Source organism: Curtobacterium pomorum (assembly GCF_044497295.1).
Classification (GTDB): domain Bacteria; phylum Actinomycetota; class Actinomycetes; order Actinomycetales; family Microbacteriaceae; genus Curtobacterium.
Genome location: NZ_CP172409.1, coordinates 803,670 through 817,293, shown reverse-complemented (window position 1 = coordinate 817,293; position 13,624 = coordinate 803,670). Strand labels below are relative to the sequence as shown.

At 71.9% G+C, this 13,624-nt stretch carries 14 protein-coding genes; 4 read left to right on the top strand and 10 right to left on the bottom strand.

The window, feature by feature from the left end; all coding sequences use genetic code 11:
* Nucleotide 1: 1 nt before the first annotated feature.
* The 6 genes from ACGH48_RS03990 to ACGH48_RS03965 form a co-directional block, all read right to left on the bottom strand.
* A complete protein-coding gene (locus tag ACGH48_RS03990; protein ID WP_396291162.1) occupies nucleotides 2-211 on the bottom strand; it encodes an LPXTG cell wall anchor domain-containing protein in 210 nt (69 codons plus the stop codon).
* A gap of 24 nt (nucleotides 212-235) precedes the next feature.
* Entirely contained in the window at nucleotides 236-496 is a 261-nt protein-coding gene (locus ACGH48_RS03985) for an Ig-like domain-containing protein (protein WP_396290267.1), read from the bottom strand.
* On the bottom strand, nucleotides 493-3,012 hold the full coding sequence (locus ACGH48_RS03980; RefSeq protein ID WP_396290266.1) for a choice-of-anchor G family protein: 2,520 nt from the start codon (nucleotides 3,010-3,012) through the stop codon (nucleotides 493-495). The genes ACGH48_RS03985 and ACGH48_RS03980 overlap by 4 nt, the downstream gene beginning before the upstream one ends.
* A 244-nt stretch (nucleotides 3,013-3,256) precedes the next feature.
* Nucleotides 3,257-5,242 (bottom strand): potassium transporter Kup, encoded by a 1,986-nt coding sequence (locus ACGH48_RS03975; RefSeq protein ID WP_396290264.1) that lies wholly within the window; start codon nucleotides 5,240-5,242, stop codon nucleotides 3,257-3,259.
* A gap of 182 nt (nucleotides 5,243-5,424) precedes the next feature.
* A complete protein-coding gene (gene mtnN, locus ACGH48_RS03970) occupies nucleotides 5,425-6,135 on the bottom strand; it encodes a 5'-methylthioadenosine/S-adenosylhomocysteine nucleosidase (RefSeq protein WP_396290263.1) in 711 nt (236 codons plus the stop codon).
* A 39-nt stretch (nucleotides 6,136-6,174) separates the two neighbouring features.
* Entirely contained in the window at nucleotides 6,175-7,062 is an 888-nt protein-coding gene (locus tag ACGH48_RS03965) for a serine hydrolase domain-containing protein (protein WP_396290262.1), read from the bottom strand.
* A 194-nt stretch (nucleotides 7,063-7,256) separates the two neighbouring features.
* Between ACGH48_RS03965 and ACGH48_RS03960 the strand changes: the two genes are divergently transcribed.
* Both ACGH48_RS03960 and ACGH48_RS03955 read left to right on the top strand, forming a co-directional pair.
* Nucleotides 7,257-8,273 carry a zinc-binding dehydrogenase gene (locus ACGH48_RS03960; protein ID WP_396290260.1) on the top strand — a complete coding sequence of 339 codons (1,017 nt, stop codon included), beginning with the start codon at nucleotides 7,257-7,259 and terminating at the stop codon, nucleotides 8,271-8,273.
* Nucleotides 8,273-9,058, top strand: a complete 786-nt coding sequence (locus tag ACGH48_RS03955; RefSeq protein WP_396290259.1) for a hypothetical protein — start codon at nucleotides 8,273-8,275, stop codon at nucleotides 9,056-9,058. The genes ACGH48_RS03960 and ACGH48_RS03955 overlap by 1 nt, the downstream gene beginning before the upstream one ends.
* Here ACGH48_RS03955 and ACGH48_RS03950 read toward each other — a convergent pair.
* Both ACGH48_RS03950 and ACGH48_RS03945 read right to left on the bottom strand, forming a co-directional pair.
* A complete protein-coding gene (locus tag ACGH48_RS03950) occupies nucleotides 8,951-9,613 on the bottom strand; it encodes a response regulator (RefSeq protein WP_396290258.1) in 663 nt (220 codons plus the stop codon). The genes ACGH48_RS03955 and ACGH48_RS03950 overlap by 108 nt on opposite strands.
* Complete coding sequence (locus ACGH48_RS03945) at nucleotides 9,610-10,788, bottom strand: sensor histidine kinase (RefSeq protein WP_396290256.1); 1,179 nt, start codon at nucleotides 10,786-10,788, stop codon at nucleotides 9,610-9,612. Before ACGH48_RS03945 ends, ACGH48_RS03950 begins: the two co-directional genes overlap by 4 nt.
* 146 nt (nucleotides 10,789-10,934) lie before the next feature.
* On the opposite strand from ACGH48_RS03945, the gene ACGH48_RS03940 reads away from it, so the two are divergent.
* Together ACGH48_RS03940 and ACGH48_RS03935 are read left to right on the top strand one after the other, a co-directional pair.
* Nucleotides 10,935-11,492, top strand: coding sequence for a hypothetical protein (locus ACGH48_RS03940; RefSeq protein WP_396290255.1), 558 nt, complete (start codon nucleotides 10,935-10,937; stop codon nucleotides 11,490-11,492).
* A gap of 17 nt (nucleotides 11,493-11,509) precedes the next feature.
* The gene (locus tag ACGH48_RS03935) at nucleotides 11,510-12,034 is read left to right on the top strand and encodes a hypothetical protein (RefSeq protein ID WP_396290254.1); all 525 of its coding nucleotides are present in this window, start codon (nucleotides 11,510-11,512) and stop codon (nucleotides 12,032-12,034) included.
* An 84-nt stretch (nucleotides 12,035-12,118) separates the two neighbouring features.
* On the opposite strand, the gene ACGH48_RS03930 is transcribed toward ACGH48_RS03935, so the two are convergent.
* Nucleotides 12,119-12,313: a ferredoxin gene (locus ACGH48_RS03930; RefSeq protein WP_123293815.1), complete on the bottom strand. Its 195-nt coding sequence runs from the start codon at nucleotides 12,311-12,313 to the stop codon at nucleotides 12,119-12,121.
* Complete coding sequence (locus ACGH48_RS03925; protein WP_396290253.1) at nucleotides 12,310-13,587, bottom strand: cytochrome P450; 1,278 nt, start codon at nucleotides 13,585-13,587, stop codon at nucleotides 12,310-12,312. Before ACGH48_RS03925 ends, ACGH48_RS03930 begins: the two co-directional genes overlap by 4 nt.
* Nucleotides 13,588-13,624: the final 37 nt, after the last annotated feature.

The window sequence follows — 13,624 nt, the reverse complement described above, 5'->3', positions numbered from 1 at the left end:
ACTAGGCCCGACGGAAGCGGCGGGCGATGGTGAGCCCGGCGCCCGCGAGCATCAGCAGGATCGCGAAGGCGATCACCGGAGCCGGGTCGCTGCCCGTGTAGGCGAGCGTCCCGTTCGGGCCGGTGCCGCCGGTGCCGTCGGCGCCACCGTTGCCGCGGTTACGAGACGGACGGTGAACGTCACCGGTCGGACGCCGCCGAGGTGCCGTCAGCGCCGGTCTGGGTGGCGGTGATGGTCACCGTTCCCGGCCGAAGCCGACGATCGGGGTGCACTTCCAGGTGCCGTCGGCCGCGACGACCGCGGTGCAGACGACGACCGTGCCGTCGGTGACCGTGACGGTCGCGCCCGGCTGGCCGGTGCCGGTGATCGGCGGATTGGGCGTCGTGACGGTGCCACCGTCCTCCGGCGAGGTGATCACGGGCGGCGGGGTCGTCGTGGTCGACGCGGGGTTGTAGGTGTAGACCAGCGGGTCGGACGTGCCACCCGCGGTCGTCACCGTGACCTCGACGTCACCGGCAGCGTGCGCCGGCGTCGTGAAGGTGAGCGTCGTGCCGTCCGCCGACACGCTGTCCGGCGTGATCGGGTCGGAGCCGTCACCGAGACCGTCGAGTCGTCGGTGAAGCCGGTGCCCGTGACGGTCACGACCGTGCCACCCGCAGCCGGACCGTTGTCCGGGTCCAGCGCCGAGAGCGTCGGGACCGCGGCCGGGGCCGGGTCGTAGGTGTACGGCAGCGGCGCCGAGGTGCCGGACCCGTTGGTGACGGTCACGGGGACCGTACCGGCGGTGTGCGCCGGCGTCGTGAACGTCAGCTCGGTGCCGTCGTCCGAGACGCTGTCGGGCGTGATCGGGTCGGAGCCGTCCACCGAGACCGTCGCGTCGTCGGTGAAGCCCGTGCCGGAGACCGTGACGACCGTGCCACCGGTGACCGGTCCGTTGTCGGGGTCCAGCGCCGTCAGCGTCGGAGCCCCGGCGGGTGCCGGGTTGTAGGTGTACGTCAGCGGGTCCGAGGTCCCCGCGTCGGTCGTGACCGTCACGTCGACGGGACCGGCGACGTGTGCCGGCGTCGTGAACGTGAGCTCGGTGCCGTCGTCGGAGATCGACTCCGGGTCGATCGGGTCGGACCCGTCGACGGAGACGGTCGCGTCGTCGGTGAACCCGGTGCCCGTGACGGTGACGAGCGTGCCGCCACCGACCGGCCCGTTGTCGGGGTCCAGCGCGGTGAGCGTCGGCACGGCTGCGGGAGCCGCGGTGTAGGTGAAGTCGAGCGGGTCGGACGTCCCAGCAGGCGTGGTGACCGTGACGTCGACCGTGCCGACGTCGTGCGCCGGCGTCGTGAACGTCAGCTCGGTGCCGTCGTCCGAGACGGAGTCCGCCTCGATCGGGTCGGAACCGTCGACCGACACCGTGGCGTCGTCCGTGAAGCCCGTACCCGTCACGGTGACGACCGTGCCACCGGCCACCGGACCGTTGTCGGGGTCGAGCGTGGTGATCGTCGGGACCGCGACCGCGTCGTCGGTGTACGTGAAGTCGAGCGGGTCGGACGTGCCAGCAGGCGTGGTGACCGTGACGTCGACCGTGCCGACGGCGTGCGCCGGCGTCGTGAACGTCAGCTCGGTGCCGTCGTCCGAGACGGAGTCCGCCTCGATCGGGTCAGAACCGTCGACCGACACCGTGGCGTCATCCGTGAAGCCCGTACCCGTCACGGTGACGACCGTGCCACCAGCCACCGGGCCGTTGTCCGGGTCGAGCGTGGTGATCGTCGGGACCGCGAGCGGACCGGCGTTCGGACCGACCGCCGCCGAGGCGAGGTTGACGACGGCGGTGCCGGCAGCCGGCAGGAGTGCGACGCGCAGTGCACGCTGCGTGAAGACGCCGTCGGCGCTGGTCTCCTGCACGTTGGCCTGCAGCGACACGACGGTCGTCAGGGCGTTGGCAAGCGGTGTGACCACCGTCTCGCCCAGGCCGGCGACGACCTGGTTGATCGGGGCGACGACCTGCGCCAGCACCGGGTTCACGATGGGCAGGACCTGGCCGACCGGCACGGGGACGCCGAGCACGGTGACCGAGAGGCCCTGCAACGAGGCGGTGAGCTGCGTGACGACGCCCTGCAGCGCGGTCGTGACCGCCGGCAGGAGCTGCGTCGTCAGCGCGTCCGTGATGTACGGCAGCAGCTCGGTGTTCGCCGGCAGGTTGTTGATGTCCAGTCCGGCGTTCGTCAGCACCGCGGCGACGTCGACCGTGATCGCACCGGTCTGCAGGTTCGCCGTGATCGAGCCGTCGGCGCTGGTGACGTCACCGGTGGCCGAGTCGAGCACCGTGACCAGGTTCGGGATGCCGTCGACCTCGACGAGCGGACCGAGCACCGCGAGCAGGTTCTCGAGGTTGTCGACCGTCGGCTGGAGCGTGCCGAGCGTGGTGCGGAGGTCGGTCACCGTGGCGCCGAGCGCGGGGCTCGTCAGCGACAGGTCGAGTCCGGCGATGCCGTAGTCGCCCGTCTGTGCACCGTCCGGGCCGGCTGCCTGGGCAGCGGTCGCCGAGACGGCACCGACCTCGAGCTGGGCGTTCGCGAGTGCGCCCGCCAGGTCGGTGCCGATGAGGCCCGACAGGTCGAGCGTGGCGTTGGACTGCGGGACGCCGTCCTGGCCGCCCACGCCGATCCCACCGGTGTTCGTCACCGCGCCGGACGCGGCGACGGAGCTGCCGTCGGCGTTGGCGGCGGCGTACTGGTTGACGGCGCCGAGGGTGAGGATGCCGTTGTTCCCGAGCAGGTTGAGACCCCCACCGAGGTTCACGTTGACCGCGTTCAGCGCGGTGACGTCGAGCGGGTGGACGTCGGTGTCCGCGGCCCCACCGGTGTTCACGGCGTCCGCCGGGGTCACCGTGAGGATGTCGTCGAGGTTCAGGCCGAGCGCGGAACCGCTGATGAAGCGGCCCTCTGCGGTCGACGCGACCGGTGCAGCCATCGCAGGGGCTGCCGCGAGGATGCTGCCGCCGGCGCCGAGGAGCGCCACGGTGACGACCGCGACCCCTTGTGTCCGACCTGACCATCGGGTGGAAGTGGGCGCCCCCGGTTCTTTCTGGGCGCGCGCGAGTGCTCCAAGCCTCATTGGCTGTGCTCCTGATCCTGGTGCTGGTCCGGCAGTTGGTGATGCTGCCTACAGCGCGAGTGTGGTTCCCGTGAGCGTAACCCTGAACGGGTGCACAAGACCAGCACCCCCGAACGGGGGTCTGCGCTCCGCGGATGCGGATCCGCGGTCAGATCTCGACGTCGCTGCCCATCGTCACGGTGCGCTGTGCCGGCAACCCGAAGCGCGCTGCGGGGTCGGCCGCGTTGTGGGCGAGGCCGACGAAGAGCTTCTTCCGCCAGGCGACCATCCCCCGGTTGCCGGGCACCGGGCGGAGTGCGCCGCGGGAGATGAAGTACGACGCCCGGAGCACTTCCTCCGGATCGATGTCGAGCACCTCGGCCAGGCAGGCGGCGTGCAGGGCCTTCGGCAGGTCCTGGTCGTCCGAGAACCCGAACTTCACCGTGATGTGGTCGATGCCGTCGTCCTCGTAGCCGAGGTCGTCGCGGAAGAAGGCCTTCGCGTGCGAGACGTGGGGCACGTTGGCGGTGAGCACCGAGACGATCAGGACGGTCCGATGCAGGACGTGGTTGTGCTCGACGTTGGCCCGGAGCGCCAGCGGGGTGGTCTCCTTGTTCGGGTGCGGGAACACCGCGACCCCGGGCACCCGCGGGATGTGCTCGTGGTTGATGCGGTCGATGAAGTCGGCGAGCGACCCTTCGCGCTCCTTCCGTTCCTCCTGCACCAGTGCGCGGCCACGGCGCCACGTCGTCATGACCGTGATCACGGCCAGGGCGATGAGGAGCGGCACCCAGCCGCCGTGGATGATCTTCGACAGGTTGCCGGCGAGGAAGGTCAGCTCGAGTCCGCCGAAGGCCACCGCCGCGACCACGAGCTTCCAGGTCGTCCACTTCCACAGCGGGCGGACGACGAGCAGGAGCAGGAGCGTGTCGACGACGAGAGCGCCGGTGACGGACACCCCGTACGCCGTGGCGAGGTTCGCCGACGACCGGAACGCCAGCATGATCGCGAGCACGCCGATGAACAGCAGCAGGTTCACCGCGGGCAGGTAGATCTGGCCGCTCTCCCGCCGCGAGGTCTGCCGGATCGTCAGCGGCGGCAGCAGCCCGAGCTGGACGGCCTGGCGGGTGAGCGAGAACGCCCCGGAGATGACGGCCTGGCTGGCGATCACGGTCGCGAGCGTCGCCAGCACCACCACGGGCAGTCGCAGCGCGTCCGGGAACAGCAGGAAGAACGGGTCCTTCGCCGCCGACGGGTCGCGCAGCACGAGCGACGCCTGCCCGAGGTAGTTCAGGACGAGCGCCGGGAACACCACGAAGAACCACGCCCGCAGGATCGGCGAGCGGCCGAAGTGCCCCATGTCGGCGTAGAGCGCCTCGGCGCCGGTGATGACGAGCACCACCGCGCCCATCGCCACGAACGTGATGTACGGGTGCGCGAAGGTGAACGAGATCGCCCACGTCGGCGAGAGCCCCTGCAGGACACCGGGGTGCTGCAGGATGTGCGGGACACCGGCGGCGGCGATCACCACGAACCAGAGCAGCATCACCGGGCCGAACAGGTTGCCGACCTTGCCGGTACCGAAGCGCTGCACCGCGAACAGCACGACCAGGATGACGGCGGCGATCGGCACGATCAGGTGCCCGACCGACGGTGCGGCGGTGCCCAGCCCTTCGACCGCGGACAGCACCGACACGGCTGGGGTGATCACGGAGTCGCCGTAGAAGAGCGAGACGCCGACGATGCCGATCACCAGGAAGATCACCGCACCTCCGCGGCGCTTGGCGTAGAGCCGGCGGGCCAGGGCGGCGAGTGCCATCACCCCGCCCTCGCCGTCGTTGTCGGCGCGCATCAGGATCAGGACGTACTTGATCGAGACGATGATCGTGATGCTCCAGAACATCATCGAGATGACGCCGTAGACGTCTTCCTGGTTGGCCTTGACCAGGCCGTCGTCGATCGTGAACACGGTGCGCAGTGCGTAGAGCGGACTCGTGCCGATGTCGCCGAACACCACCCCGAGTGCGGCGAGCGCGAGGACGGCGACGCCCTTGCGCGGGCCGTGGCCACCGTCGTCGGTGGTGTCGGTCGTGGGGGTGGTGTGGTCCGTCGGCTTCGACGGTTCCGTCGGGGTCTCGGAGCGGGTCTCGGTCACGCTCGGCACTTCCGTCTCCGGCCGTCCGGGCGACGGCCGCCGCTCATCATCGCACCGTGCGCGGGATGCGCTCGCAGCTGGCGCACATGCGTGCGCACCGCGGCTCTCGACGTGCGCACGGGGCGGACGGGAGGCACGTGGCGGGCCCGCACCGCGCCTCCCGTCCGACGGCGGGCCGGGTCTCAGGGACGCAGGCCGCGCACCAGGTCGTGGACCACGCGGGCGGCGCGCGCCGCGGCGCCGTCCAGGTGCTCGCGGAACTCCGCGCCGTCGGGCGCGCACAGGTCGCTGATGCACCGGACCGACACGAACGGCATGTCGTGCACGTGCGCGAACTGCGCGATGGCGGCCGACTCCATGTCGACCGCGGCCACGTCGGGGAAGGCGCCGCGGAGCGTCCGGGCGCGTCCCTCGGTGACGAAGACCTCGCTCGAGCCGATCGTCGCCGAGCGCAGCGGCCAGGCGATGTCGGCGGCCATCGCCAGCTCGACCAGTCGGGCGTCCGGTGCGTACCCGGTCGGCATCCCGGGCACCTGGCCCAGGGCGTAGCCGAACGCCGTGGCGTCCGCGTTGAGGTTGACGTAGCGATCGCCGACGACGACGTCCCCGATCGCGATGCCGTGCATGAGGCCGCCGGCGGTCCCGACGCTGATCACGGGGATGCCGGGTCCGAAGTCGTGGAAGCCGTGCGCGACGGCGGCCGTCGCGTTCGTGAAGCCGATGCCGCTGCGGCGGACGGCGACGGTGGCGCCGCCCATGTCGAGCAGCTGGTGCGGGTCGTGGCCGCCGACCGGGCCGTCGAGGATCGGCACTCCGCCGAAGAGGTCGGCGAAGGCGGAGACCTCTTCGCTCATGGCCGCGATGATGATCGCGACGGGCACCTGTTCCTGCACTGATCGATCCTCGCACGGCGAGGAGCCACGAGATGTCAGTTACCGCTGCCGGACGAGCTCCTCGGCGACGAACGCGGCCATGGCGTCGGCGCCGAAGTGGTCGTCGGCGGTGATCGTGACCACGGTGTCACCGTCGGGGTGGTCGTCGAACAGCAGCATCTGCCCGTACGCCCCGTGCAGCCGCCACAGCTGCCCCGGGCCGCCCCACCCGGCCATCGCGTAGCGGTGGTACCCCGGCCCGGTCCCCTCGCGCTCGACCCAGTCGGAGTGCATCGCGTCGCACCAGCGGGCGCTGACGATGCGCTGCCCGTCGACCACGCCGCCGTCACGGATGAGCCTGCCGAGGCGCGCGAGTTCCTCGGTGCGGAGTGCCAGGCCCTCACCGGCGGCGACGTACCCGTTCGCGCAGCGTGACCACTCGACGTCGTCGATGCCGAGCGGGTCGAACAGGCGTCGGGACACGAACGTGCCGACGTCGCCGACGCGGGTCTCGAGCACGCGCATGGCGGTGTAGGTGCTGACGTTCGCGTACTGGAACACACGGCCCCGCGAGGGGCGCCGCAGGAACTCGGCGGCCAGGTCCGGCCAGTCCGTCAGCTCGGTCGCCGACCAGGGCATGTCGATCCCGCTCGTCATCGTGAGCAGGTGCCGGAGCGTGACCTGCTCGACGCCATCTCCGAACGCGAACGCGGGCAGGGCGTCGGCGATGGGCTCGTCGACGTCGACCAGGCCGTCGTCGGCGGCGATCCCGGTGGCGAGCACGCAGACGCCCTTGGCCGCGGAGTGGATCTCCTCACGCACGTCGGGAGTCCAGCGGTGCTCGGCGACGTCGTCGTCGGCAGTCCGGACTTGCAGGCCGTGAGCGCCGAAGCCGGTCTCGTCGACGTGCCGGACGATCGCGTCGAGGATGCTGGTCGCGGTGGTCACACGCCATCCTCTCGCGTGCAGCAGACTGCGTGCCCTGAACGGGACGGACAGCCGACGGGAGGCCCGTGGCGGGCCCGCCACGGGCCTCCCGTCCGATGACCCGGCGCTACTGCGATCGCAGTACGTGCGCAGGTCGCCGTCTTGGTCAGATGGTTCCGTCCCGAGCCGCCCGTGCTCGTGACGTGAGGAGCACCATGCGCACCGTCGTCGTCACCGGCCCCGGATCCGTCGAGATCCGCGACGAGCTCGTCCCCGAGGTCGGCCCCGCCGACGTCCTGATCGCCGTCAAGGCATGCGGGGTCTGCGGCTCCGACGCCTTCTACGCCGCGCGCGGCGGCATCCCGCCGCGTGAGGGGCACACGCCCCTCGGACACGAGGTCGCCGGAGAGGTGGCCGCCGTCGGCGACGCGGTCGAGGGCATCTCCGTCGGGGACCACGTGGTGGTGAACCCGATGGGCGACCCACGCGGGATCATCGGCAACGGCGGCCCCACGGGCGGGCTCTCCGAGTTCCTGCTCGTCGAGCAGGCCGTGCTCGGCACCAGCGTCGCGATCGTCCCGGACGACCTGCCCTGGCAGGTGGCCGCGCTCAACGAGCCGATGGCGGTCGCCCTGCACGCCGTGAACCGGACCGCGCCGCAGCCGGGCGACACGGTCGTCGTGTTCGGTGCCGGCCCGATCGGGCTGGGGGCCGTGATCAGCTACAAGGCGCTCGGCGTCGGGCACGTGGTCGTCGTCGACGTGATCGCCTCGCGGCTCGAGAAGGCCCTGCTCGTCGGAGCCGATGCCGTCGTGAACTCGGCCGAGGAGCCGCTCGACGAGCGCCTGATCGCCCTGCACGGCGAAGCACGTGACGGCGTCGGGCACGGCGGCAAGGCCGGCACCGACGTGTGGCTCGACGCCGCCGGGGTGCCGGCCACCGTGCAGACGGCACTGCGACTGGCGAAGCACCGCGCGACGATCGGCATCGTTGCGGTGCACAAGCGGCCGGTGGACGTCGACTTCGGTGACCTGTTGGCCGTCGAACCGACGATCGTGACGGCAATGGGGTACCCGACCGAGATCTTCGACGTCACCGAGCACATCATCGCGAACCCCGAGGCCTACGCGCAGATCGTCAGCGACGTCTTCCCGGCGAGCGACGTGCTCGAGGCCCTCCGGGTTGCAGCGACCCCGGGCGCGGCCGACAAGGTCGTCGTCACGTTCGACTGATGCCGGTGACGAGGAAGGTCGCCGTACAGTACGCCGTCGCCGTGTGGCAGGACCGGTCGCGGCGCGGGCTCGTGCTCGCCGTGCTGTCGGTGCCGAGCAGCCTCGTGATGGCGGGGTGGAAGGTCGTCCTGTTCTGCGCGGCTCCCTCGTTGTTCCTCGCCGCGACCGTGGTCTTCACGCTCGGGGTCGCGGCCGCGAAGGTCTGGGCCGTTCGTCGGCACCGGCTGTCGTTCGCGTTCGATGCGGCGAACGGCGACCGGATGCGGTTCCGGCAGGCCGGACACCGGTGGATCGGGGGTGCGGTGACCGCGATGTCGGTCGTGTTCGTCGGGTGCAGCGTGCCGATGCTCGTCGGGCGGGCGCACCCCGTGCACTACGACCAGTGGGTGGCGATCGTCATCGCGGCGGCGACGTTCGCGGAGCTGGGGATCGGGGTCTGGGGTGCGGTGACCGCGCGCAAGGACGGGGAACCACTCGTCGAGGCGACGAAGCTCGTGAACGTCGCCGCCGCGGTGGTCCTGCTCGTGCTGACCCAGTCGGCACTGCTCTCGTTCGCGGGCAGCGCCGAGGACGCTGCTGCGTCCACGGGTGCGAGCGGGGTGTTCCTCGGCGGTGTGGCCGCGGTGATCGGGCTCACGATGGCGCTGCGGCGGTTCCCGGTGGTGACGGGTGCCGTCTCAGTCGACCAGTCCGGCTTGGAAGGCGAACGCGACGAGCTGGGCGCGGTCCCGGGCATCGACCTTCGCCATGGCCCGGTTCACGTGGGTCTTGACCGTGAGCGGTGAGAGGAACAGCTCGGCGCTGATGGCGTCGATGCCCTGACCTCGGCTGACCATCACCACGACGTCGCGCTCGCGAGCGGTGAGGGCCTCGAAGCGCCGGGTCATCTCCGGATCGACGGAGGACGCCGGCGTGCGGGCGACCTGTCCGATGAGCGCCGCTGCGGCCGCCGCGGACAGCGCCCCTCCGCCCGCTGCCACCTCCTCGATCGCCGCGACGAGCTCTGCGGGCCCCGCGGCCTTGCTGAGGAACCCGTTCGCCCCGGCACGCAGCGCCGCGAAGACGAGTTCGTCCTGGTCGAAGGTCGTCAGAATGACGATGCGCACCTGCTCGGCGGTGCGCTCGGCGCGGATCCGTCGGGTCGCCTCGACCCCGTCGATGCCCGGCATCCGGATGTCCATCATGATGACGTCCGCCGGGACCGACAGCGCCGTCTGCACCGCGGCGAGCCCGTCCCCGGCCTCGCCGACGACCTCGATGCCGTCCTGGCGGTCGAGGATCGCACGGAGCCCCAGTCGGATCATGTCCTGGTCGTCGACCAGGATCACTCGTGTGGTCATCGTGCTCCGTTCGCGGTGGGCAGGTGGACGCGGACGACGAACAGCACGCCGTCCGGCGCGGCCTGGACGGACCCCTCGACGGCGGCGACGCGCTCGCGCATGCCGACCAGACCGAGCCCACCGGTCCGGCCTGCGACGGGGTCGCTCGCCGGGGTCCGCCGGCGGGGGTTGCGGACCTCGAGGACCAGGTCGTCACCGGCACGGGCGAGGGTGACGGTCGTCCGGCCCTCGCCGTGCCGGTGGGCGTTGGTGAGCGACTCCTGCAACACCCGGTAGACCGTCACACCGATCGGCACGGAGACCGGGCCGACGTCGTCCAGTCGGGCATCGACGTCGAGGCCGATCCGTTCGTACGACGCGATGAGTCCGGGGAGCTGCTCGATGCCGGGGGCAGGTGCCGTCGGGTCGTCGAGGTCGGCGCCGCTGCCCGACGCCGAACGGAGCACCGTCAGGACGTGCTGCGTCTCCGTCAGGACGTTCCGCACGCCGTCCCGGGCGGCGTCCAGCGCGCGCCGGGCATCGCCGGCCCCGGCGGGCAGGGTGACCTCGGCGACCCCGAGCTGCATGCTGACCACCGCGATCTCGTGCCCGATGACGTCGTGCAGGTCCCGCGCGATCCGGACGCGTTCCTCGGCCACGCGGCGTTCGGCCTCGAGTTCCCGCGTGGCGACGGCGTCGGCGGCGCGCTGTTCCAACGACGCCCGGTACTGGTGCTGCACCCGCAGCCCCGAGCCGATGGCCGCCGCGGCGACGACGGAGATGAGGGCGCCGAGGGCGGTCGGCACCGCGCCGCCCTCTCCCGGCGCGAGGAGCGTGCCGATGACCACACCGGGGGCGATGATCGCAGCGGCGCGGACCGGGTGCCCCTCCCGCGACGAAACCGCGAACAGCAGCAGCACGGCGCAGCTCCAGGTCACGATCGGCGACCAACCAGACAGGCCACCGAGCACCGGCGCGATCGTGGCGAGGCCGAGTGCCGACCACGGTGTCCACGGCGCCGCGACGACGGCGAGCACGGTCGCGGCGACCGCGACGCCGGGCCCCGGTCCGGCGTCGGCAGCGATCACCCGACCAGACTCGATCGCGCACGCGAGCAGGACGACGGCAGCCGTGCCGCGGAACACCCAGCGGTCGTCCGGACGCCACGAACCCCAGATCGCTCGCAGTCGCCGCATGCACTCATCCTGTCGTGCGCGTCAGCGGTCCGGCTACTGCGAACGCAGTAGTCGGGGGTACCACCGATCGGGGACCTGCCCGCGGCCCGTCCCCGGGACGATCGACACCAGGCCGGAACGATCCGGCACCGACCGGAGGAACCGCCATGACGCTGACCACGACGAACACCGCCCCCATGACCTACGACTACTGCACGGTCGAGGTCCCACGGGGCAAGGACGCCCTCTACGCGGACACCTACCGCAACTTCGGCTGGACGTCCGACGGCTCGGACCGGACGGGCGCACTGAACCGCCGGCGCACCCTCGGCCTCCGCCGCGACCGTGCCGTCCGCTCCGTCGAACTGACCGAGCTCCAGCAGAACGCCGAGACCGCCCTGGCCACGATCGACGCCCTCGAACGCTCCCGCACGACCGCGGCGTCGGTGGTCGCGTACGCGCTCGGCGCGATCGGCAGCGTCCTGCTGGCCGCTTCGGTGTTCGCCATGCAGGACACCGTGGCGGTCCCCGACCTGCTCGGCGGGCTCGACCCGGTCACGGTGTTCCTCGTCGGGGCCGGTGGGCTGGTCAACTGGGCGATCGCTCCGGTGGCCTTCCAGCTCGTCCGCGCGGCGCGCACCAAGCGGATCCGTCCGGCCGTCGACCGCCAGTTCGACGTCGTCTACGGCGCGTGCGAGGCGGCCAGTCGCCGCCGGACCGCCTGAGCGCGGCCCGAGCCCCGATGACGAACACCATCGCCCGGGCCGGCGCTGTCCTGCACGCGCCGGTCCCCCGCCACCTGGAGACCCGGGTGCTGTACGCACCGACCGCGTTCGTGCCGCTCCACCGGCACACCCTGGAGCAGTTCGGCTGGACGGTGACCGTGCAGGGCGGACGGCTCGGCACGACGTCCCTGCTGCTCCAGCGTCTGCGCACCCGGCCAGACCCGGCACGACCGATCCTCGAGCGTCGTGCCGAGCGTGCACTGGCCCGGATCGCCGCCCTCGAGCAGCAGCCCGCACGGCTCGCCGGTGTCGTCGCCATCGCCGGTTCCGCGGTCGCCGTGCTGACGGTCGCGCTCGGCGGTGTGCTCGCCCTCGGCGGGGACCCGACGCTCGTGCCGGTCCTCGTCGGTGCCGGCGTGTGGATCGCCGCCGTGGCCGCAGCGCCCGGCATTCGATCGTGGCGCACCGAGCGGAACCAGGCCGCACTCAGCCGGGAGTACGCCGCGATCGACGCGTGCACGCACCCACCCGACGGGTCGTGACGGCGGCTGAGCCCCGCGCACAGCGCACACACGACGGGCCGGTGGGATCCCCACCGGGCCGTCGTGTGTGCCGGAACCGACGGGTCAGTCCGCCAGACGGATCGCCAGGGCCGGGCAGACCGCCGCGGCGTGACGCACCGCCTCGACCTGGTCGTCGGCGACCTCGTCGGTCAGCAGGACGGCGATCCCGTCCTCGTCCCGTTGGTCGAACACGTCCATCGCGGCCATGACGCACTGGCCGCTGGCGACGCACTTGTCCTGTTCGAGGATGACCTTCATGACTCGTTCCCTCCGGTGGTCGAACTCGCGCTCGTGGTGGTGTGGTGGTCGACGGGGCACCAGGTGACGGGGAGCTCGTACACCCCGTAGACGGCGCCGTCGTGCTTGAACGGGACCTCGTCGAGCGGGACCGCGCGAGCGAGGGTGGGGATCCGACGGAACAGCGTCGGGTACACGACCTGCAGTTCGACCCGCGCGAGCGGCTGGCCCAGGCACTGGTGCACGCCGAACCCGAACGCCACGTGGTTCCGCGGGTTGCGGGTCAGGTCGAGCCGGTCCGGGTCCGGGTAGACGTCCGGGTCCCGGTTCGCCAGGTCCGTCGCGACGATCACCCCGTCACCGGCGCGGATCGTGGTGCCGGCGACGTCGAGGTCCTCGGTCGCCACGCGCTTGCGTCCGTCGTGCGTGATGGTCAGGTAGCGCAGGAGTTCCTCCACCGCCGAGGCGACCAGCGCCGGTTCGGGGGCGTCGAGCAGGCGGTCGCGCTCGTCCGGGTGCTCGAGCAGGGCGAGCGTGCCGAGGGCGATCATGTTCGCGGTCGTCTCGTGCCCGGCGATGAGCAGCAGGATCCCCATCTGCACGGCCTCGCCCTCGGTCATGTCGCCGGCGGTGACCCGCGCGGCGATGTCCGTGAGCAGGTCGTCGCCGGGTTCCGCCGTCTTGCGGCGGAGCAGCGACGTCAGGTACGCACCGAGCTCGCGGAACGCCTGCTGCCGTTCGTCGTCGGTCGTGGTGCGGCGGATGATGGTCTTCGAGTGCGCCTGGAACCGGTCGTGGTCCTCGTACGGCACGCCGAGCAGGGCGCAGATCACCAGGGACGGCAGCGGGAGCGCGAACGCCTCGACCAGGTCGACCGGGTTCGGGCCGGCGAGCAGCTGGTCGATCAGGTCGTCCGTGATCCGCTGCACCACGGGGCGGAGCGCCTCGATGCGTTTGATCGCGAACGGCGCGGTCACCATCCGCCGCAGCCGGGCGTGGTCCGGGTCGTCCATCAGGATGAAGGACAGCCCGCCGCCACCGCCCGAGGCGCTGGCGGAGGGGTACCCCGGGTTGGCCACGTCTGCGCTGACGGACAGGCTCGACAGCACCTGCTTGCCCTCGTCGTAGCGGGTGACGAGCCACGGCTCGCGGCCGTCGGCCAGCGTCACGCGGTGGACGGGGCCGTCCTCCTGCAGCACGCGGGCCGCCGGCGGCGGGTCGAAGGGACACCCGGCGGTCCGCCGGTCCATCGGGAACGTGTCCGGTCGGTCGGCGGTGATCGGTGGGTCGGTCATGGTCTGCTCCTCCGTGTTCGGGTGACTGCCCCGGTCA